Consider the following 17,587-nt stretch of genomic DNA (forward strand, 5'->3'; position numbering starts at 1 on the left):
CGGGGCCGACGAGGCCGCCGATGACCGACGTCCGGGCCACCTTGACCCCACCCTTCGCCGAGTTCCTGCCGGCGTGGGTGGCCGAGCAGCGCTGGTACCCGGGCAAGGGGCGCCGCCCTGCCCTGCGCCGGGTCGGCGGCCTGCGGCTCCAGGACCCCGACGGCGAGGTCGGCATCGAGGTCCACCTCGTGGCCGAGGACACCACAGCCGGCACGTCGATCTACCAGCTGCCGTTCACCTACCGCGCCCAGCCGCTGCCGGGCGGCGAGCACGCGCTCGTCGCGCGCACCCGGCACAGCCTGCTCGGCGACCGATGGGTCTACGACGGGCCGCACGACCCGGCATACACGCAGGCGCTGCTGCGGCTGGTGCTGGAGGAGGGCACGGTCGACTCCGACTGGGGCGCCGAGGGCGGCACCGCCACCGGGCACCGCCAGCCGGGCACGACGGTCGGGCGGATGGCCGCCTCGCGCGTGCTGCGCGGCGAGCAGTCCAACACCTCGATCGTCTTCGACATGGTCGACGAGCACGGTGAGCCCGCAACACCGTTGATCTGCAAGGTCTTCCGGGCCCTGCAGGACGGCGAGAACCCCGACGTGGTCGTGCAGTCCGCCCTCGCCTCCGCCGGCTCGGACCTGGTGCCGCAGCCGGTGGGTCACCTCTCCGGGGAGTGGCCGGACACCCGCACCACCACCGGTATGGCGCACGGTCACCTCGCCTTCGCCCAGGAGTTCCTGCCGGGCGTCGAGGACGCCTGGCGCGTGGCGCTGGAGGCGGTCGCCGCGGGCGAGGACTTCAGCGAACGGGCCCGGACGCTCGGCGCCGCCACGGCGCAGGTGCACGCCACCCTGGCGCGGGCCCTGCCGACCCGGGCGGCCGGTGCGGGCGACATCGCCGAGGTGGTCGCGGGCATGCGAGCCCGCCTGGTGGCCGCCACCAACGAGGCTCCCGCCATCGCAGCCTTCGACAAGGACATCGCCCGCCTGTTCACCGCCGCGGCCGAGGCGCCATGGCCTGTGCTGCAACGGATCCACGGTGACTACCACCTCGGCCAGGTGCTCGACGTGCCCGGCCGGGGGTGGGTCCTGCTCGACTTCGAGGGCGAGCCGCTGCGCCCGCTCGCCGAGCGCACCCGGCCCGACCTCGCCCTGCGCGACGTCGCCGGGATGCTGCGCTCCTTCGACTACGTCGCCGGCTCCTGGGAGCAGGCCCACCCGGGGCGTTCGGCGGCGCCGTGGGCGGCCGCTGCCCGCGAGGCGTTCCTCGACGGCTACGCGCAGGCCAGCGGGCGCGACCCGCGCGCCGACGCCGCCCTGCTCGCGGCGCTCGAGGTCGACAAGGCGCTCTACGAGGTCGTCTACGAGGCCCGCAACCGCCCCACCTGGCTCACCATCCCGACGACAGCCATCGCCCGGCTGGTCAACCGACACAAGGAGTGACCCCGACGTGACTGCAACCCCACCGCTCCACCCGTCCCCCGTCAGCCGCCACGAGCTCGACCAGGTGGCCACCGGGGTGCACCACGACCCGCACACCGTCCTCGGCCCGCACGTGCACCAGGGCTCGGTGACCCTGCGCGTGCTGCGCCCGCTCGCGAGCGCGGTCACCGCGCTCCTGCCCGACCAGGCCCGTGTCCCGCTCACCCACGAGCGCGAGGGCGTGTGGGTCGCGGTGCTGCCGGTGGCCGAGGTGCCCGACTACCGCCTCGAGGTCAACTACGACGACGGGTTCACCCACCGACAGGACGACCCCTACCGCTTCCTGCCCACGCTCGGCGAGGTCGACCTGCACCTCATCGGCGAGGGCCGGCACGAGCAGCTGTGGACCGTGCTCGGGGCGCACGTGCGCGAGTACGACGGGCCGATGGGCCACGTGCGCGGCACCTCGTTCGCGGTGTGGGCGCCCAACGCCCGCGCCATCCGGGTCGTCGGCGACTTCAACCAGTGGGACGGCGCCACGCACCCGATGCGCTCGATGGGCGGCAGCGGCGTGTGGGAGCTGTTCATCCCCGACGTCGCCGAGGGCAACCGCTACAAGTTCGAGATTCTCGGCTCCGACGGGCACCGCCGGGTCAAGGCCGACCCGATGGCCCGGGCCACCGAGCGCCCGCCGGCCACCGCCTCCGTCGTGACCTCCTCGGCCTACCAGTGGGGCGACGACGCGTGGATGAAGCGCCGTGCGAGCACCGACCCGCACACCGGCCCGATGAGCGTCTACGAGGTGCACCTCGGCTCCTGGCGGCAGGGCTCGAGCTACAAGGACCTGGCCGAGCACCTCGTCAACTACGTCAAGGACCTCGGCTTCACCCACGTCGAGTTCATGCCGGTGATGGAGCACCCCTACGGGCCGTCCTGGGGCTACCAGGTCACCGGCTACTACGCCCCGACGTCCCGCTTCGGCTCCCCCGACGAGTTCCGCCACCTCGTGGACATGCTGCACCGCAACGGGATCGGCGTGATCCTCGACTGGGTGCCGGCGCACTTCCCCAAGGACGCGTTCGCCCTGGCCCGGTTCGACGGCCAGGCCCTCTACGAGCACCCCGACCCGCGCCGCGGCGACCAGCCGGACTGGGGCACCCACGTGTTCGACTTCGGCCGGCCGCAGGTGCGCAACTTCCTCGTCGCCAACGCCCTCTACTGGCTCGAGGAGTTCCACGTCGACGGCCTGCGGGTGGACGCGGTCGCCTCGATGCTCTACCTCGACTACTCCCGCGAGGAGGGGCAGTGGTCGCCGAACGTCTACGGCGGGCGTGAGCACCTCGAGGCGGTGCAGTTCCTCCAGGAGACCAACGCCACGGCATACAAGCGGGTGCCGGGGGTCGTGACGATCGCCGAGGAGTCCACCTCGTGGCCGGGCGTGAGCCGGCCGACCCACCTCGGCGGCCTCGGCTTCGGGCTGAAGTGGAACATGGGCTGGATGCACGACTCGCTGGAGTACATGCACCACGAGCCGGTGCACCGGCAGTACCACCACCACCAGATGACGTTCTCGCTGATGTACGCCTGGAGCGAGAACTTCGTGCTGCCGATCAGCCACGACGAGGTCGTCTACGGCAAGGGCTCGCTGCTGCGCAAGATGCCCGGCGACCGGTGGCAGCAGCTGGCCAACCTGCGCGCCTACCTGGCGACGATGTGGTCCCACCCGGGCAAGCAGCTGGTCTTCATGGGCGCCGAGTTCGCCCAGGAGGGTGAGTGGGCCGACGGGCGCAGCCTGGACTGGTGGCTGCTGGACCAGCCGGCGCACTACGGCGTGCACTCACTGGTCCGGGACATGAACGCCCTCTACGCGTCGCGGCCGGCGCTGTGGCAGCTCGACCACAGCCCCGAGGGGTTCCAGTGGATCGACGCCAACGACGCGGCCGGCAACACGTTCTCCTGGCTGCGTTTCGGCGCCGCCGAAGCGGCCGGTGAGCGCCCCGTGGTCGCCAACATCGTCAACTTCAGCGGCGCCCCGCACCACCGCTACCGGGTCGGCCTGCCGCACCCGGGCCGGTGGAACGAGGTGCTCAACACCGACGCCTCCGGCTACGGCGGCTCCGGCGTGGGCAACCTCGGCGCGGTCGAGGCCGAGGAGGTGCCCTGGCACGGGCAGCCGTACTCCGCGGTGCTGACCCTGCCCCCGCTCGGCGCCCTGTGGCTCGAGCCCGACACCAGCACGAGGAAGGGCACCCGATGAACGACCCTCGCGCCGGCAGCCCGGCCCAGCCCACGGACCTCGTCGACGTCGCGCACCTGGTGACGGCCTACTACACCGGCTCCCCCGACCCGAGCGACCCCGACCAGCGGGTCGCCTTCGGCACCTCCGGGCACCGGGGCAGCAGCCTGCGCACCGCGTTCAACGAGGCGCACATCCTGGCCACGACGCAGGCGATCTGCGACTACCGGCGCGAGCAGGGCTATGACGGCCCGCTCTTCCTCGGGCGCGACACCCACGGGCTGTCCGAGCCGGCCTGGTCCTCGGCGCTGGAGGTGCTGGCCGCCAACGACGTGACCGCCCTGGTCGACGAGCGCGACGGCTACACCCCCACCCCGGCGGTGTCCCACGCCATCCTGCGGGCCAACCGGGGCAAGGGCGCCGGCGCGGCCGGCCTGGCCGACGGCATCGTCGTCACGCCCTCGCACAACCCGCCCAGCGACGGCGGCTTCAAGTACAACCCGCCCAACGGCGGACCCGCCGACACCGACGCCACCTCGGTCATCGCCGACCGGGCCAACGCCCTCATCGAGGCGGGGCTCGACGGCGTGCGCCGGATCCCCTTCGCCCGGGCCCGGAAGGCGGCGCAGGCCTACGACTTCCTCGGCACCTACGTCGACGACCTGCCCCACGTCGTGGACCTCGCGCGCGTCCGCGAGGCCGGGGTCCGCATCGGCGCCGACCCGCTCGGCGGCGCGAGCGTGGCCTACTGGGGCGAGATCGCCGACCGGCACGGCCTGGACCTGACCGTCGTCAACCCGCTGGTCGACGCCACCTGGCGCTTCATGACCCTCGACTGGGACGGCAAGATCCGCATGGACTGCTCCTCCCCCTCGGCCATGGCCGGCCTCATCGACCAGCGCAGCGCCTACGACCTGGCGACGGGCAACGACGCCGACGCCGACCGGCACGGCATCGTCACCCCCGACGCCGGGCTGATGAACCCCAACCACTACCTCGCCGTCGCGATCGGCTACCTCTACGGCGGTGGCCGGCCCAACTGGTCGCCGACCGCAGCGATCGGCAAGACCCTGGTGTCCTCCTCGATGATCGACCGGGTCGCCGAGTCCGTCGGGCGCACCCTCACCGAGGTGCCCGTCGGTTTCAAGTGGTTCGTCCCGGGGCTGATCGACGGCTCGATCGCCTTCGGCGGCGAGGAGTCCGCGGGGGCGTCGTTCCTGCGCTTCGACGGCTCGGTGTGGACCACCGACAAGGACGGCATCATCCTGGCCCTGCTCGCCTCGGAGATTCTCGCCGCGACCGGGCGCACCCCCAGCGAGCACTACGCCGACCTGACCGCCCGCTTCGGCGACCCCGCCTACGCCCGCGTCGACGCGCCGGCCAACCGCGAGGAGAAGGCCCGGCTCGGCGCGCTCTCACCCGAGGCGGTGAAGGCAGAAACCCTTGCGGGGGAGGCGATCACGGCCCGGCTGACCACGGCTCCCGGCAACGGCGCGAAGATCGGCGGCCTCAAGGTCACCACCGAGAACGCCTGGTTCGCCGCCCGGCCGTCGGGCACCGAGGACGTCTACAAGATCTACGCCGAGTCCTTCAAGGGGCCCGACCACCTGGCCCAGGTGCAGGCCGAGGCCCGCGAGGTGGTCTCCGCCGCGCTCGCCGGCTGAGCCAACCCGGTATGCCGGGTGGTCGCCTCCCCGGAGGCCGCCACCCGGCATACCCGCGTCTGGCCGCACCCCGCCCCGACCCGGCCCCTCGCTTCGCCCGCCGACCCCGGAGGTGCCACACCGACCCGCGGGGCGACCATGGGGTCGCCGCGACGGAACCGTGGGTGGCGGACGGATCGAGCGTCGGCTGGCGAGTCAGGGCCGGCGGCTACCAGCCCCGGGCCGCTGAGAGCAGGTGCTCACGCACCGCGTCGACGTGGGGCTGGCGCCCGGAGCCGGCCCGGGTCGCCAGGTAGAGGGTGTTGATGGGGGGCACCACCGGGTCCAGCAGGAGCACCAGCGAGCCGGCCGCGAGCTGCCCCGCGCACAGGTAGCGCGGCAGGACGGTGATGCCGGCTCCGGCCTCGGTGGCGGCCATGACGGCGCGCAGGTCCGGGACCACCACGCTGGCGTCGCCGCCGGGCCGGGCATCGAACACGCTGCGCCAGTAGCGGCGGATCAGCGGCAGGTCCTCGGCGTAGGCGACCAGCGGGACCCCGGCCAGGCGGGCCGGCCCTTCCCGGGCGAGCCTGGCGCGGTCGACCCGGGAGGCACGCGAGGGGGCGGCGACCAGGACCAGCTCCTCGTCGGTCAACGGCGCCGCGGTCACCCCGCGCACCCGCGGCCGGATGGTCGAGATGACCAGGTCGAAGCGCCCGGAGGGCAGGCCGTCGAGCAGGTCCTGGCTCAGGCCCAGGCTGGTGCGCAGCCGCAGCCCCCTGGTCACCAGCCCGGCCAGGGCGGGCAGCACCAGGGCTGCGGTCAGCTCCGCCGGACCGGCCAGGTGCACCGGCCTGGCCCAGGTCTCCGGTGAGGCGAGTCCGCGGTCCGCGACGGCCTCCAGGGCATCCAGCGGTGCCGCCACCTGCGCGGCCAGCTCCTCGGCGACCGTCGTCGGGGCGACCCCGCGGGGCAGCCTGACGAACAGCTGCTGGCCCAGCTGCTCCTCCAGCGCGCGCAGGTGCGCCGTCACCGTGGGCTGGGACAGCCCGGACTGCGCGGCGGCCCCGGTCAGCGTGCCGGCCCGGTAGACCGCCAGGAACGTTCGCAGCAGGTGCAGGTCCACGCCGGGTCCCTCCCTCGGACACCCATCAGGATCCTGATGGGTGTGATTGATCTGCCTGGTGGAGAGGCTATGGCAGTTCGGCCTACCGTGGTCCGTGGACGCGGGTCGAGACCGACCCGCCCGGACCAAGGAGGAGACACCGTGCCCGACACGAAGAAGATCCTGATCGCACTCACCAGCCACGAGGCGCTGGGCGACACCGGTCGGACCACGGGGTTCTACCTGTCGGAGGCGGCGCACCCGTGGAAGGTGTTCACCGAGGCCGGCTTCACCGTGGACCTCGTGTCGGTGGCCGGCGGCCAGCCTCCGGTCGACGGCAAGGACCTCGACGACCCGATCCAGGACGCCTTCCTCAAGGACCCGCAGGTCGCCGCCAAGCTGGCCTCGACGCCCCGCGCGGCGGAGGTCGCCGCGGCTGACTACGACGCGATCTTCTACGCCGGCGGCCACGGCGTGATGTGGGACTTCCCCCAGGACGCCGCCCTGGCCGGCCTGGCCCGGGACATCTACGAGGCCGGCGGCGTCGTCGCCGCGGTCTGCCACGGCCCCGCCGGCCTGGTCAACGTGACCCTGTCCGACGGCTCCCACCTCGTCGACGGCAAGGCCGTCGCCGGCTTCACCAACGAGGAGGAGGAGGCAGTCGGCCTCACCGACGTCGTGCCGTTCCTGCTGCAGAGCACCCTGGAGGAGCGCGGCGCCAAGCACAGCGGCGGCGCCGACTTCGAGGCCCACGTCGTCGTCGACGGGCGTCTGGCCACCGGGCAGAACCCGGCGTCGGCCACCGGCGTGGCCGAGGCCGTCGTCGACCTGCTCAAGGCCTGAGCGGTGGCCGGCACCACCCCCGGCCAGGTGGTCGTCATCGCCCGCTGGCTGCCCCGGCCCGGTGCCGAGTCAGCCGTCACGGAGGCGCTGCCCGCGCTGGTCCGCGCCTCTCGTGCCGAGCCCGGCTGCCTGGGCTACCAGGCGCTGCCCGACCCCGAGACCGGCGGCTTCCTGCTCCTCGAGCGCTACGCCGACGAGGCGGCGCTGGACGAGCACCGCGCGAGCGCGCACTTCCAGCAGCTGGTGCTGGGTCAGCTCGTGCCGCTGCTCGCCGAGCGCGACGTCACCGTCTGCACCACCACCTGAGCCCCGGTATGCCGGGTGGTCGCCTCCGCGGGGAGGTGACCACCCGGCTTACCCGTGTGTTCGGCACCGCGGCCCCGACCGGCGGCACCCCGCGCCTCAGCGGGCGAGCCGCGCATCCTCGTCCTTGACCCACATCCCGAGCAGCCCGCGGAAGTGGGCGAGGAACTGCTCCTGCTCGTGCGCGGGGTAGGTCGAGCGCACCGTCGAGGCGAGCAGGGTGTCGAAGTCCGGCGACTGCACCCACTCCAGGACCATCTCGTCGACGTCGGGCAGCGCGCTGCCGCAGAACTCCTGGTAGCGCACGGTGTCGAAGTGCTCGTCGGCCAGGCGTTGGTACTCCACGAGCCTGGCCTCGTAGCCCAGCAGCGGGTCGTCGGCGACGACGAACCACGGGTCGAGGTCGACCTGGGTGCGGGCCCGCCGCCCGGTGACCAGGCAGAACGCCGACCACTTCAGCAGCGCCTTCATCGCCCACGGGAAGTAGTAGTGCAGCGAGGTCACGGCCACGTCGGGACAGGCGTTGGCGTAGTCGATCGGGTAGACCACCCCGTCCTTGACGAGCATCTCGCAGGAGTTGAACTCCCACCGGAAGAACGCGTTGACGGTCTGCGCGATGGTCCGTACCTCGGCACCCACGGCGGGCGAGAGGAAGTCGTGCGACACGGCATACCGGTTGTGCATGGGCTCGTCCGGCCGGAAGTTCATCACCATCGTCTCGGGCCCGATGGTCAGCGCCCGGGCGAAGACGTCGAAGCCGTCGACCGCCTTCTGCAGGTGCATGAGCATCTCGCCCGAGTCGTCGTAGGCGCGGTGCAGGTCGCCCCGGTCGCGGATCATCGACACGCCGCGCCAGGCGCCACCGTCGAACGGCTTCATGAACAGCGGGTAGCCGACCGACTCCGCCACCGCATCGAGGTCGAACGCCTTGTTGTAGCGCGCCGAGGTGTAGGCCCAGCGGACGTTGTCGACCGGGTGCTTGTAGGGCACGAGCACGGTCTCGGGCACGTGCATGCCCAGGCGCATCAGGGCGCAGTAGGCCGAGTGCTTCTCCATGGCCTGGAACGTGAACGGCGAGTTCAGCAGGTAGACGTCGTCCATCAGCGCGACCTTCTTGAGCCACTCGCGCGGGTGGTAGTACCAGTGCGCCAGCCGGTCGATCACGAGGTCCTGGCGCGGGGTGTCGCGCAGGTTGAACGGCTCGATGGTGACCCGCTCGGTGGCGAAGGAGTGCTCCTGGCCACCCGGGTCACGCACCACCCCCAGCCGCCGGACCAGCGCCTCGAACGCCGTGGGCCAGTCCTCCTCCGCCCCCAGCAGCAGGCCGATCAGATGCGTCGTCGCGCTCCCCATGCCCTCTCCTCACACGAACCGCGGCAGGTGGTGTCCCAGCTGCCGTTGCCACCAGGGCCAGTCGTGGGCGCTGTCGCTGCCCCAGACGTCGAGCTGGTGGGTGATCCCTTTGTCCCGCAACAGCTCCCCGAAGCGCAGCGTGGACGGCAGCGCACCGGTCGGGTGGGTCTCCCACTGGCCCTCCCCGCAGACGAGCAGCACCGACAGCCGCGAGCGCAGCCAGTCCAGGTGCTCGCCGTGCAGGTGGGCGACGTAGTCGGTGGGGTTGGCGAAGTAGGCCTCCTGCCCCCGTTCCCCCCAGGCGTGCCACTGCCCGACGTCGTAGTTGCCGGACAGGCCGATCGCCAGCGGGGCGAGGTCGGCGCGCTGGAAGGCGAAGTGCACCGCGTGGTAGGCCCCCATCGACGCCCCGAGAGTGATGAGGTCGTGCCGGCCGCCGAGCTGGTCGAAGACCCACGGCACGGCGGCCTGCTCCAGCCAGGCGTGGTAGGCCCCGTGCCGCCGGGCTCGCTCCTCCAGCGACAGCGACCCGTCGGACCAGGTCAGCGCGTCGAGGGAGTCCACGCAGAAGAACGACACCCGGCCGGCGTCGAGCAGCCACTGGACCGGCTCCAGCATGCCGCGCTCGGCGAAGTCCTCGGCCCGGCCGCCCTCGCTGGGGAAGACCAGCACCGGCCGGCCCCAGTGGCCATGGCGGACCAGCCCGAGACGGCGGTCCGTGCCCGGGACGGCGAGCTCCACCCGGCCGTCCTGCATGACCTCATCCTCGCGAGATCCAGCAATCCCGCAAGACGTCGGTGAGGTGGGGGTCCAGCGCGTCGCGCCAGGCGGTGTAGTTGTGCAGGTCGGGCACCTCGGCGTGGCGGACCGTGTGCCCCGCCCGGGCGAGGGCCGCCGCCATGGCCCGGTTGTTGGGCGCGTTCTCCTCCAGCGCCCCGCAGGTCAGGCCCACCACGAGCGGGTGGTCGGTATGCCGGGTGCCCAGCACCGCGCGCACCTGGTCCACGATCCGGGGGAACCACGGGAAGTCCTGCTCCATCCCGTCGAGCTCGGCCTGGAAGAAGGAGCCGGACTGGGCGAACACCGCACCGACCGCCGGGGCTCGCAGGGCGGCGAGCAGCGAGGTCAGCCCGCCGAGGCTGGCGCCCATGAGCGCCACCGGGGCGGACACGGCATACCGGCGGGCCAGGGTGGTGAGCACCGGGCCGGTGAGGGTGCGCAGGTACCGCGGCGACCCGGAGTACCACGGGCTGCGCTGCACCGGCTGGAGCAGTGCGACGCGGTGCCGCGGCAGCACCGCGTCGGCGACCTGCACCGCGCAGAACCGGGTCAGTGCGGCCAGCTGGTCGTACTCCGGCCCGTCCTGCACCGCGAGCAGCGGCAGCGGCTCGGCGTCCCCGGCGTCGGCCGGCGACCACACCGTGACCGGGACCGGGTCGGCGGTCTCCCCCGACACCTCGAAGGCGTCGAACCGCCCGGGCACCCCGTCCCGCGCCAGCCACGCCGGCGGGAGGTAGCCCGGCAGCTCGACGACCGAGCGGGCGCCGAACGCCGACTCGACCCGGGCCGGGTTGGCCGGGTCGGTCTGCGTGGCCACCCCGTCGGGGCCGGTCACCGTGAAGGTGTACTCCAGCCGCTGCAGGTCCGGCCGGGGCAGGCGCAGCTCCCACCGCCCGTCCCGGCGCACCAGGTCGCGCGTGCGGGCCGGCAGCACCGAGTCGACGTCGAGCCGCACGGCCGAGAGCCGGTGCTCCGGGTCGGGCAGGCGGAAGCGGATCCAGCGGTCGAGGACCTTGGGCGGGTCCGCCGCGCGCCGGGCGGCAGGGGTCACCGGGAGTGGCTCAGAACAGCGCGCTCATGAGGGCGCCGCGGGCCTTGCGCACCCGCTCGTCGTGGGTGCCCACCACCTCGAACAGCTCGAGGAGGTGCTCGCGCACGGCGTTGCGCTCGTCACCGGAGGTGACCCGGACGAGGTCGACCAGCCGGGCGAAGGCGTCCTCCACGTGACCGCCGAGCACGTCGAGGTCGGCCACCAGGGTCTGGGCGGCGACGTCCTCGGGAGCCGCCGCGGCCGCCGCGCGGGCCGCCTGCAGGTCGGCGCCGGCGGTGCGCCGCATGAGGTTGACCTGGGCCAGGCCGAGCTTGGCGTCGGCGTCGGCGGGGTTCTCCAGCAGGGCCTGCTCGTAGGCCGCCACGGCGGCGTCGAGGTCGTCGCGCTCGATGGCGTCGTAGGCCTCCTGGTGCAGCGGGGGCAGTGGGGCCTCCTGCGCCGGCTCGCCCTCGGGCGCCGGCTCCGACACCTCGACCCGCCCGGTCACGCCGTGCTGCACGGCGAGCTCGAGCAGCTTGCCGATGACCGCCTCGACCTGCTCGCGCGGCTGCACGCCGGCGAACAGCGGCACGGGCTGGCCCTGGACGAGGCCGAGGGCGACCGGCACAGTCTGGACCTGGACCGCCTGCATCAGCGCGCCGGCCAGCCCCGGGCTCGCGTCGGCGTCGACGGAGACCATGCGGAAGCGGCCCTCGGAGGCGCGGGCCACCGACTCCACGAGGTCGGCGAACTCGGCGGTCTCCGGCATGGAGGACGACCACAGGATGACCACGGCCGGCACGGTGACCGAGCCGTTGACCACGGCGGTGAAGGAGTCCTCGGTGGCCTCCACCCGCAGCCCGTCGCCGCCGCGCGCCGGGCCGCCGCCGGGCGCACCCCCGGCGGGGCCGCCCTGCGCCGGGGTCGCCGGCCGGGCGAGGGAGGACAGGTCCACGGCGCCGCGCAGGGCCGCGGCGTTGAAGGGCTGCGAAGTCATGCCGGCATTCTCCCTGATCGGCAGGCGTCGTGGGTCAGGACCCCGAGGCCGAGACGAGGTGCTCGGTCGCGCCGACCAGCGTGGCCTGGCCCGATCCCCTGGGGACGGCGAAGACGACCATCTCCAGGGTGCGCATCGTCGCCTTGCTGGCCAGCTTGGTCTTGCCCGGCACCAGCGTCGTGAACTGCTTGGGCGCGGTCAGCGAGCTGCCCGCCTTCTTCACGGTGAAGGTGTCGGTGCGCTCCAGCACCCCGAAGACCAGGGCGCCGCCGCCGTCCTGCGCGATGGCGTAGACCGAGTCCGGCTGCACCGTGTGCGTCTGCGTGAACGCCGCGTACTTCGACACGTCGGACGCCTGCTGGGCGGCCCCGGCGCGCACCTGGGTGGCGAACCGGTCGTCGGTGTACGGCGGGTTGGTCCCCTTCGCCGCGGGGAAGCTGAGCCCCTTGGCGTAGTCCGTCAGCAGGCTCTGGGGCGAGACGGCCAGGCCCTTGCCGTCGGTGACCAGGCGGGAGCCGCTGGCCAGGGAGGTGAAGGACCGCACGCTGGAGCCCGGGAGCATGGTGGCCGACTCGGCGATGCGGTACGGCGTGCGCGCGTCCGGGGAGGTGAGCACGTGCAGCACCGGCAGGCCGCCCTTGTCCGGAACCGTCTGGACGACGATGACCCGGGGGAAGCCCTCGCCCCGCGGCAGCGCCAGGATCCGGGGCTGCTCGGGGGCGATGGCCGGCGAGTTGCCGCCCACCTGCGGGGCGACGCTGGCGAGGCGCGCATCGGCCACGGCGGCGGTGAGGGCGTTGCCGCTGTAGGCGACGGCCCGGGCCGCCTTGACGTCGCCGGAGCCGGAGCGGGACTGACCGGCCGCGGTGAACACGCGGTCGACGATCCCGCGCGCCTGTGCAGGGGTCACCGAGGCGATGTCGGTGACGGGCGCCGGCGCCTCGTGCACCCCGGCGATGGCCTTGCCGAGCCCACAGCCGGACAGGGACAGGCAGACGGCTGCCGCGGCAGTGATGGTCGCGATGCGGCGGTTCATGCGTCCACCTCCTCGGGGGCGCCGGGGTCGGGTCGGTCGGTCGTGATGACCACGGTGTCGTCGGTGTCCGCAGGGGCGGCACCGCCCGTGGTGCCGCCGCGCCGGAGGCGCTGGGGCAGCAGGTTGGGCCGGTGCTGGTGCCGGCTGCTGCGGCTGGTGGCGCCGGCCTGCGGTGCGGGGGCGGCGGTCAGGTCCTGCCAGAGGAAGAAGCCGGCACCCGCGGCGAGCAGCGCGCCGACGAGCAGCAGCAGCAGCGACAGGAAGAACCAGGTCTTGTGGTGCCAGGCGACCGTCACGTCCACGTCCGGCAGCGGGGCGCCGCCGGGGGCGGCGACGACCAGCGTCTCGGGGCCCTGCCCCTGGGCGACCACGACGCTGGCGGAGCCGCGCTCCTGCTGGCTCACCCGCCATACGTCGGCGGAGGTGACGTCCGGCATCGCGGTGGAGCCGGTCCGCGCGGAGGTCATCGACCCGGCAGGCCAGGAGACCCCCTTCACAGTGGTCCGCCGGGCGTCGCGCAGCACGGCCGCGGCGTCGGAGGCGCCGGCCAGGCCGACCCACAGCGGTCCGCCGTCCTTGCGGGAGACGGTCACCTCGGTCGGGACGTCGAGGGCGTTGAGGACCTTCGGCTCGATGGTGAGCGCCCCGGTCTGGGTCACGCGGGAGCCGAAGGTGGCTCCGCCGGACGGGCCGAGGGTCACGCACAGCCAGAGGCCGAGGATCGCGAGGACAGCGCCCACCACGGCCACCGAGAGGCCGAGGGCGCGTCGTGTCGCAGTGGTCACGATGTCGTCCTTCGTGTCGGGGAACGTGGTCGTGGCGCGCCCCCAGGCACCCGTTATCCGGTCCACCATGGCCCACCCGGGAGGCCGGACACAAATCCATCACGGTCGATCCGCAGCCACCGGTGGCATGATCACGGAATGCCTTCCGTCCCCATGTCGAGCACCAAGCGCCCGCCCGGCCGGCCGCGGCGCGCCGCCACGGAGCAGGCCATCGCCGACGCCGCGCGCGTCGTGCTGGCCCGGGAGGGCGTGGCCCGCATGTCGATCGAGCAGGTGGCCCAGGAGGCGGGTGTGGCCAAGACCACGGTCTACCGCCGGTGGCCGAGCAAGGTCGAGCTCGCAGTCGACGCGGTGGCGGCGACGTTCGACGCGATCACCCTGACCGACCAGGGGTCGCTGCTCGCCGACCTGCGCGAGGGCATCGGCCAGGCCGCGACCCTGCTGTCCGACCCCTCCATCAGCGGCGCGTATGCCGCGCTGCTGGCCGAGAGCGCGCGCGACCCGCACGGGGTCGGCACCCTGGTGCGCGGCACGCTGGCCGAGAAGCTGCACGGCATCGTCGGGGACTGCGTGCAGCGCGGCATCGCCCGCGGCGAGATCGACCCGGGGTCGGTCGACGTCGACCTGCTCGGCGACCTCGTCGTCGGGACGGTGCTGCACCGCGCCCTGATGACCGGGTCGGCCGACGCCGGCTTCGTCGAGGCGCTGATCGCCCTGCTCGCCGACGTCGCCGACGCCCGGGCTCAGAAGCGGGCCGGCTCGCGGTAGATCCCCCAGCGGTCGCGCAACGCGTTGCAGATCTCGCCCAGCGTGGCCTCGGCCCGCACGGCGTCCAGCATCGCCGGGATCATGTTGCCGTCGGACTCGGCGACCTCGAGCATCCGCGCCAGCGCCGCCGACACGGCCGCGTCGTCCCGGCCCGCCTTGCGCTCGGCGAGCACGCGCACCTGCTCGCGCTCGACCTCGTGGCTGACCCGCAGGATCTCCAGCTCGTGGCTGACCGACTCCGTGTGGCAGTTGACGCCGACGACCCGCTTGTCGCCCTTCTCCAGCGCCGTCTGGTACTGGAAGGCGGACTCGGCGATCTCGGACATGAACCAGCCGTCCTCGATGCCGCGCAGGATGCCGCTCGTCATGGGCCAGACGCCCCCGGTGGCGTGTCCGGTGCTGCGGCGCACCTGCTCGGTCAGGCCGGCGGTGTCGGCGGCGCGCAGGTCCGTCGCCCCCATCGAGAGGATCTTGTCGAAGATGGCCTCGGCCTCGGCCTCGATCTTGTCGGTGAGGGCCTCGACGTACCAGCTGCCACCGAGCGGGTCGGCGACGTTGACCACCCCGGTCTCCTCCATGATCACCTGCTGCGTGCGCAGCGCGATCTCGGCGGCCTGCTCGGTCGGCAGGGCGAGGGTCTCGTCGAGGGCGTTGGTGTGCAACGAGTTGGTGCCGCCCAGCACCGCGGCGAGCGCCTCGACGGCGGTGCGCACGACGTTGTTGTAGGGCTGCTGCGCGGTGAGCGAGACACCGGCGGTCTGGGTGTGGAAGCGCAGCCACTGCGCCTTGTCGCTGGTCGCGCCGTAGACGTCGCGCATCCACCGGGCCCAGATGCGCCGGGCCGCGCGGAACTTGGCGATCTCCTCGAAGAAGTCCAGGTGGCTGTCGAAGAAGAAGGACAGCCCGGGCGCGAAGGTGTTGACGTCCAGGCCGCGGGACAGGCCCAGCTCGACGTAGCCGAAGCCGTCGGCGAGGGTGAACGCCAGCTCCTGCGCGGCCGTGGAGCCGGCCTCGCGGATGTGGTAGCCGGAGACCGACAGCGGCTTGTAGGCCGGGATCTTCTCGGCGCAGTACTCCATGAGGTCGCCGATCAGGCGCAGGTGCGGCTCGGGGGCGAACAGCCACTCCTTCTGCGCGATGTACTCCTTGAAGATGTCGGTCTGCAGGGTGCCGTTGAGCACGCCGATGTCGACGCCCTGCCGCTCGGCGGCGACGAGGTACATGCAGAAGACGGGCACGGCCGGGCCGCTGATCGTCATCGAGGTGGTGACGTCACCGAGCGGGATGCCCTGGAACAGCACCTCCATGTCCGCGGCCGAGTCGATCGCCACGCCGCAGTGCCCGACCTCGCCGAGGGACAGCGGTTCGTCGGAGTCGCGGCCCATGAGCGTGGGCATGTCGAAGGCGACGGAAAGGCCGCCACCGCCGCGGGCCAGGATCATCTTGTAGCGCTCGTTGGTCTGCTCGGCGTTGCCGAAGCCGGCGAACTGCCGGATGGTCCACGCCCGGCCCCGGTAGCCCGTGGCGTGCAGGCCGCGGGTGAACGGGAACTCCCCCGGCCAGCCGATGCGGTCGAAATCAGGGTCCGCGCCGACCTGCTCCTGGCTCGGCCCGTAGACCGGGTCGACCGCCACGCCCGACAGCGTGGTGAAGTCCGCGTCGCGCACCAGCCCCCGGGCCTGGGCGGCGTCGTAGCGCTCCTGCCAGCGGGAACGGCCGGACCCGTGGTCGGACGGCATGGCGGAGGACGGCTGCGGGGAGGTCATGACCCCAATTTACTTGGACGTCCTAGTAGTTGTCACGGGGCCGACGGCCAGTCCAGGACAGGTATGACGAGTGGTCGCCCCGCCGTTGCGCAAGACAGGGCTGCGATCGCCCGGCGATACGCGGCCCGCAGCGGCCATATCGTGCGCAAAGGGGCTACTCGTGGAAGTCGCCGGCTGCGACGCGCACCTTGCGCAGCAGCCGGAACAGCTCCTCGTGCTCGGCGGGGGTGAGCGCTCCCAGGCCGAAGCCGGCGGCGACCAGGTCGGTCGTCGCCGCCTCCATCACCTCGCGTCCGGCGTCGCTGATGACGGCGAGGGTGCCGCGGCCGTCCTCGGGGTTGGGCCGGCGCTCGACGAAGCCCTGGGCGGCCAGCCGCTGGATGATGTTGGTGGCGCTGGTCGGGTGGACCATGAGCCGCTCCCCCACCTTGCTCATGGGCAGCTGGCCGTGGCGGCTGAAGACCAGCAGCACCAGCGCCTCGTAGCGGGCGAACGTCAGCCCGTGCCGCCCGACGATGGCGTCGAAGTCGCCGATGAGCAGCTGTTGCACGCGCATCACCGAGGTCGCCGAGGCCATCGCCGCCACCTGCGAGCGGCCGCCCCAGCGGGCGCGCCAGAGCTCGGCGGCCCGGCGGATCGGGTCGAAGGGCAACGAGACTCGGGTGGGCACGGCCACACGCTAGTGGGCGGGGGCGGCCGCTCCCCGGACCATCCGGATCTCGGGCGCCCCCGTGCCCTCGTGGACCTTGGCGGCCCCGTCGGGGGCGAACCCGTGCCGGCGGTAGAACGCCTGCGCCCGCGCGTTGTCCACCAGCACCCACAGCGAGGCCGGCCGGTCACCGACCACGGCCGCCACCAGCTCGTCGGCCAGCCCGGTCCCGTGGTGGGCCGCCAGGACGTTGATCGCGTAGAGCTCCCACACCGTCGGAGCGTCCTCGTCGCGGGTCGGCCCACCGGTGGCCAGGCCGACGATCTCCTCGTCCTCGCCCGCGGTCGCCACGGCGACCAGGGCCTCCGGCTCGTCCACCTCGAGGCGCAGCCGCCAGCGGTGGGCCGCGTCCTCGGCGCTGAGCGCGTCGAGGTAGTCCGCCGGCAGCAGCCCGGCGTAGGCCTCGCGCCAGATCGCGGTGTGCACCTGCCCCAGGGCCTCGGCGTCGCTCACGGCAGCCGGCCGCACGGCATACCCGCCCCTCACGACCCCTGCCCGGTATGCCGGGTGACCGCCTCCTCGAGGCGGGTCACCTTGGCCTCCAGCTCTCCGGTGAACCCGGGGCGGATGTCGGCCTTGAGCACCAGCGAGACCCGCGGGCCGTACTGCCCGACGGCGTCGCAGGCGCGGCGCACGACGTCCATGCACTCCTCCCAGCTGCCCTCGATGGTGGTGAACATCGAGTCGGTCCGGTTGGGCAGGCCGGAGTCGCGCACGACGGCCACCGCCGCGGCGACGGCGTCACTGACGGAGCCGGTGCTGTCGGCGGGGTCGGACGAGCCGGACGGGGCGACGGAGAAGGCGACGAGCATGGG

At 73.3% G+C, this 17,587-nt stretch carries 17 protein-coding genes; 6 read left to right on the forward strand and 11 right to left on the reverse strand.

From position 1 onward, the window contains the following. Window positions 1–20: 20 nt before the first annotated feature. The 3 genes from FB474_RS21425 to pgm are packed head-to-tail and all read left to right on the forward strand — an operon-like array spanning window position 21 to window position 5,318. Complete coding sequence (locus FB474_RS21425) at window positions 21–1,439, forward strand: maltokinase N-terminal cap-like domain-containing protein (RefSeq protein ID WP_141789077.1); 1,419 nt, start codon at window positions 21–23, stop codon at window positions 1,437–1,439. A gap of 7 nt (window positions 1,440–1,446) precedes the next feature. Continuing rightward, the gene (gene glgB, locus FB474_RS21430; RefSeq protein WP_141789078.1) at window positions 1,447–3,675 is read left to right on the forward strand and encodes a 1,4-alpha-glucan branching protein GlgB; all 2,229 of its coding nucleotides are present in this window, start codon (window positions 1,447–1,449) and stop codon (window positions 3,673–3,675) included. After that, window positions 3,672–5,318 (forward strand): phosphoglucomutase (alpha-D-glucose-1,6-bisphosphate-dependent), encoded by a 1,647-nt coding sequence (gene pgm, locus FB474_RS13250; RefSeq protein ID WP_141789079.1) that lies wholly within the window; start codon window positions 3,672–3,674, stop codon window positions 5,316–5,318. Before glgB ends, pgm begins: the two co-directional genes overlap by 4 nt. Window positions 5,319–5,526: 208 nt before the next feature. Here the strand turns inward: pgm and FB474_RS13255 are convergent, their stop codons facing one another. Then, entirely contained in the window at window positions 5,527–6,423 is an 897-nt protein-coding gene (locus FB474_RS13255) for a LysR family transcriptional regulator (protein WP_141789080.1), read from the reverse strand. Window positions 6,424–6,564: 141 nt separating this feature from the next. On the opposite strand from FB474_RS13255, the gene FB474_RS13260 reads away from it, so the two are divergent. After that, a complete protein-coding gene (locus tag FB474_RS13260; RefSeq protein WP_221632530.1) occupies window positions 6,565–7,245 on the forward strand; it encodes a type 1 glutamine amidotransferase domain-containing protein in 681 nt (226 codons plus the stop codon). A gap of 3 nt (window positions 7,246–7,248) precedes the next feature. Beyond that, window positions 7,249–7,551 (forward strand): putative quinol monooxygenase, encoded by a 303-nt coding sequence (locus FB474_RS13265; protein WP_221632531.1) that lies wholly within the window; start codon window positions 7,249–7,251, stop codon window positions 7,549–7,551. Window positions 7,552–7,647: 96 nt separating this feature from the next. Here FB474_RS13265 and FB474_RS13270 read toward each other — a convergent pair whose 3' ends face one another. From FB474_RS13270 to FB474_RS13295, 6 genes are read right to left on the reverse strand one after another with little or no spacing between them, the layout of a single operon-like run. Continuing rightward, window positions 7,648–8,901, reverse strand: a complete 1,254-nt coding sequence (locus FB474_RS13270) for an ATP-grasp domain-containing protein (RefSeq protein WP_141789082.1) — start codon at window positions 8,899–8,901, stop codon at window positions 7,648–7,650. Between the two features lie 9 nt (window positions 8,902–8,910). After that, window positions 8,911–9,657, reverse strand: coding sequence for an esterase family protein (locus tag FB474_RS13275; protein ID WP_141789083.1), 747 nt, complete (start codon window positions 9,655–9,657; stop codon window positions 8,911–8,913). Window positions 9,658–9,661: 4 nt separating this feature from the next. After that, a complete protein-coding gene (locus tag FB474_RS13280; protein ID WP_141789084.1) occupies window positions 9,662–10,732 on the reverse strand; it encodes an alpha/beta hydrolase in 1,071 nt (356 codons plus the stop codon). Window positions 10,733–10,742: 10 nt separating this feature from the next. Continuing rightward, complete coding sequence (locus FB474_RS13285) at window positions 10,743–11,708, reverse strand: co-chaperone YbbN (RefSeq protein ID WP_141789085.1); 966 nt, start codon at window positions 11,706–11,708, stop codon at window positions 10,743–10,745. 34 nt (window positions 11,709–11,742) lie between these two features. Further along, window positions 11,743–12,744, reverse strand: a complete 1,002-nt coding sequence (locus tag FB474_RS13290; protein WP_141789086.1) for a DUF8094 domain-containing protein — start codon at window positions 12,742–12,744, stop codon at window positions 11,743–11,745. Continuing rightward, the gene (locus tag FB474_RS13295; protein WP_141789087.1) at window positions 12,741–13,529 is read right to left on the reverse strand and encodes a hypothetical protein; all 789 of its coding nucleotides are present in this window, start codon (window positions 13,527–13,529) and stop codon (window positions 12,741–12,743) included. Before FB474_RS13295 ends, FB474_RS13290 begins: the two co-directional genes overlap by 4 nt. Before the next feature lie 138 nt (window positions 13,530–13,667). Between FB474_RS13295 and FB474_RS13300 the strand changes: the two genes are divergently transcribed. Continuing rightward, window positions 13,668–14,297 (forward strand): TetR/AcrR family transcriptional regulator, encoded by a 630-nt coding sequence (locus tag FB474_RS13300; RefSeq protein WP_141789088.1) that lies wholly within the window; start codon window positions 13,668–13,670, stop codon window positions 14,295–14,297. Here the strand turns inward: FB474_RS13300 and icmA are convergent. The 4 genes from icmA to FB474_RS13320 all read right to left on the reverse strand — a co-directional run bounded on the left by icmA (window position 14,273) and on the right by FB474_RS13320 (window position 17,584). Continuing rightward, window positions 14,273–16,036 carry a coenzyme B12-dependent isobutyryl-CoA mutase large subunit gene (icmA, locus tag FB474_RS13305; protein WP_141789987.1) on the reverse strand — a complete coding sequence of 588 codons (1,764 nt, stop codon included), beginning with the start codon at window positions 16,034–16,036 and terminating at the stop codon, window positions 14,273–14,275. The two genes, FB474_RS13300 and icmA, sit on opposite strands and share 25 nt — an antisense overlap. Window positions 16,037–16,217: 181 nt before the next feature. After that, window positions 16,218–16,733, reverse strand: coding sequence for a MarR family winged helix-turn-helix transcriptional regulator (locus FB474_RS13310; protein WP_141789089.1), 516 nt, complete (start codon window positions 16,731–16,733; stop codon window positions 16,218–16,220). Window positions 16,734–16,742: 9 nt separating this feature from the next. After that, window positions 16,743–17,225: a GNAT family N-acetyltransferase gene (locus FB474_RS13315; RefSeq protein ID WP_246092175.1), complete on the reverse strand. Its 483-nt coding sequence runs from the start codon at window positions 17,223–17,225 to the stop codon at window positions 16,743–16,745. 29 nt (window positions 17,226–17,254) lie between these two features. After that, a complete protein-coding gene (locus FB474_RS13320) occupies window positions 17,255–17,584 on the reverse strand; it encodes a thiamine-binding protein (protein ID WP_141789091.1) in 330 nt (109 codons plus the stop codon). Between the last annotated feature and the right edge of the window lie 3 nt (window positions 17,585–17,587).

Origin of the sequence: Oryzihumus leptocrescens, assembly GCF_006716205.1 — a bacterium.
Lineage (GTDB): Bacteria > Actinomycetota > Actinomycetes > Actinomycetales > Dermatophilaceae > Oryzihumus > Oryzihumus leptocrescens.

Coding starts and splice junctions, on each gene's coding strand:
- FB474_RS21425 (WP_141789077.1), top strand. CDS start 21: ATGACCGACGTCCGGGCCACCTTGACCCCACCCTTCGCCGAGTTCCTG.
- pgm (WP_141789079.1), top strand. CDS start 3,672: ATGAACGACCCTCGCGCCGGCAGCCCGGCCCAGCCCACGGACCTCGTC.
- FB474_RS13270 (WP_141789082.1), bottom strand. CDS start 8,901: ATGGGGAGCGCGACGACGCATCTGATCGGCCTGCTGCTGGGGGCGGAG.
- FB474_RS13275 (WP_141789083.1), bottom strand. CDS start 9,657: ATGCAGGACGGCCGGGTGGAGCTCGCCGTCCCGGGCACGGACCGCCGT.
- FB474_RS13285 (WP_141789085.1), bottom strand. CDS start 11,708: ATGACTTCGCAGCCCTTCAACGCCGCGGCCCTGCGCGGCGCCGTGGAC.
- FB474_RS13290 (WP_141789086.1), bottom strand. CDS start 12,744: ATGAACCGCCGCATCGCGACCATCACTGCCGCGGCAGCCGTCTGCCTG.
- FB474_RS13300 (WP_141789088.1), top strand. CDS start 13,668: ATGCCTTCCGTCCCCATGTCGAGCACCAAGCGCCCGCCCGGCCGGCCG.
- icmA (WP_141789987.1), bottom strand. CDS start 16,036: ATGCCGTCCGACCACGGGTCCGGCCGTTCCCGCTGGCAGGAGCGCTAC.
- FB474_RS13320 (WP_141789091.1), bottom strand. CDS start 17,584: ATGCTCGTCGCCTTCTCCGTCGCCCCGTCCGGCTCGTCCGACCCCGCC.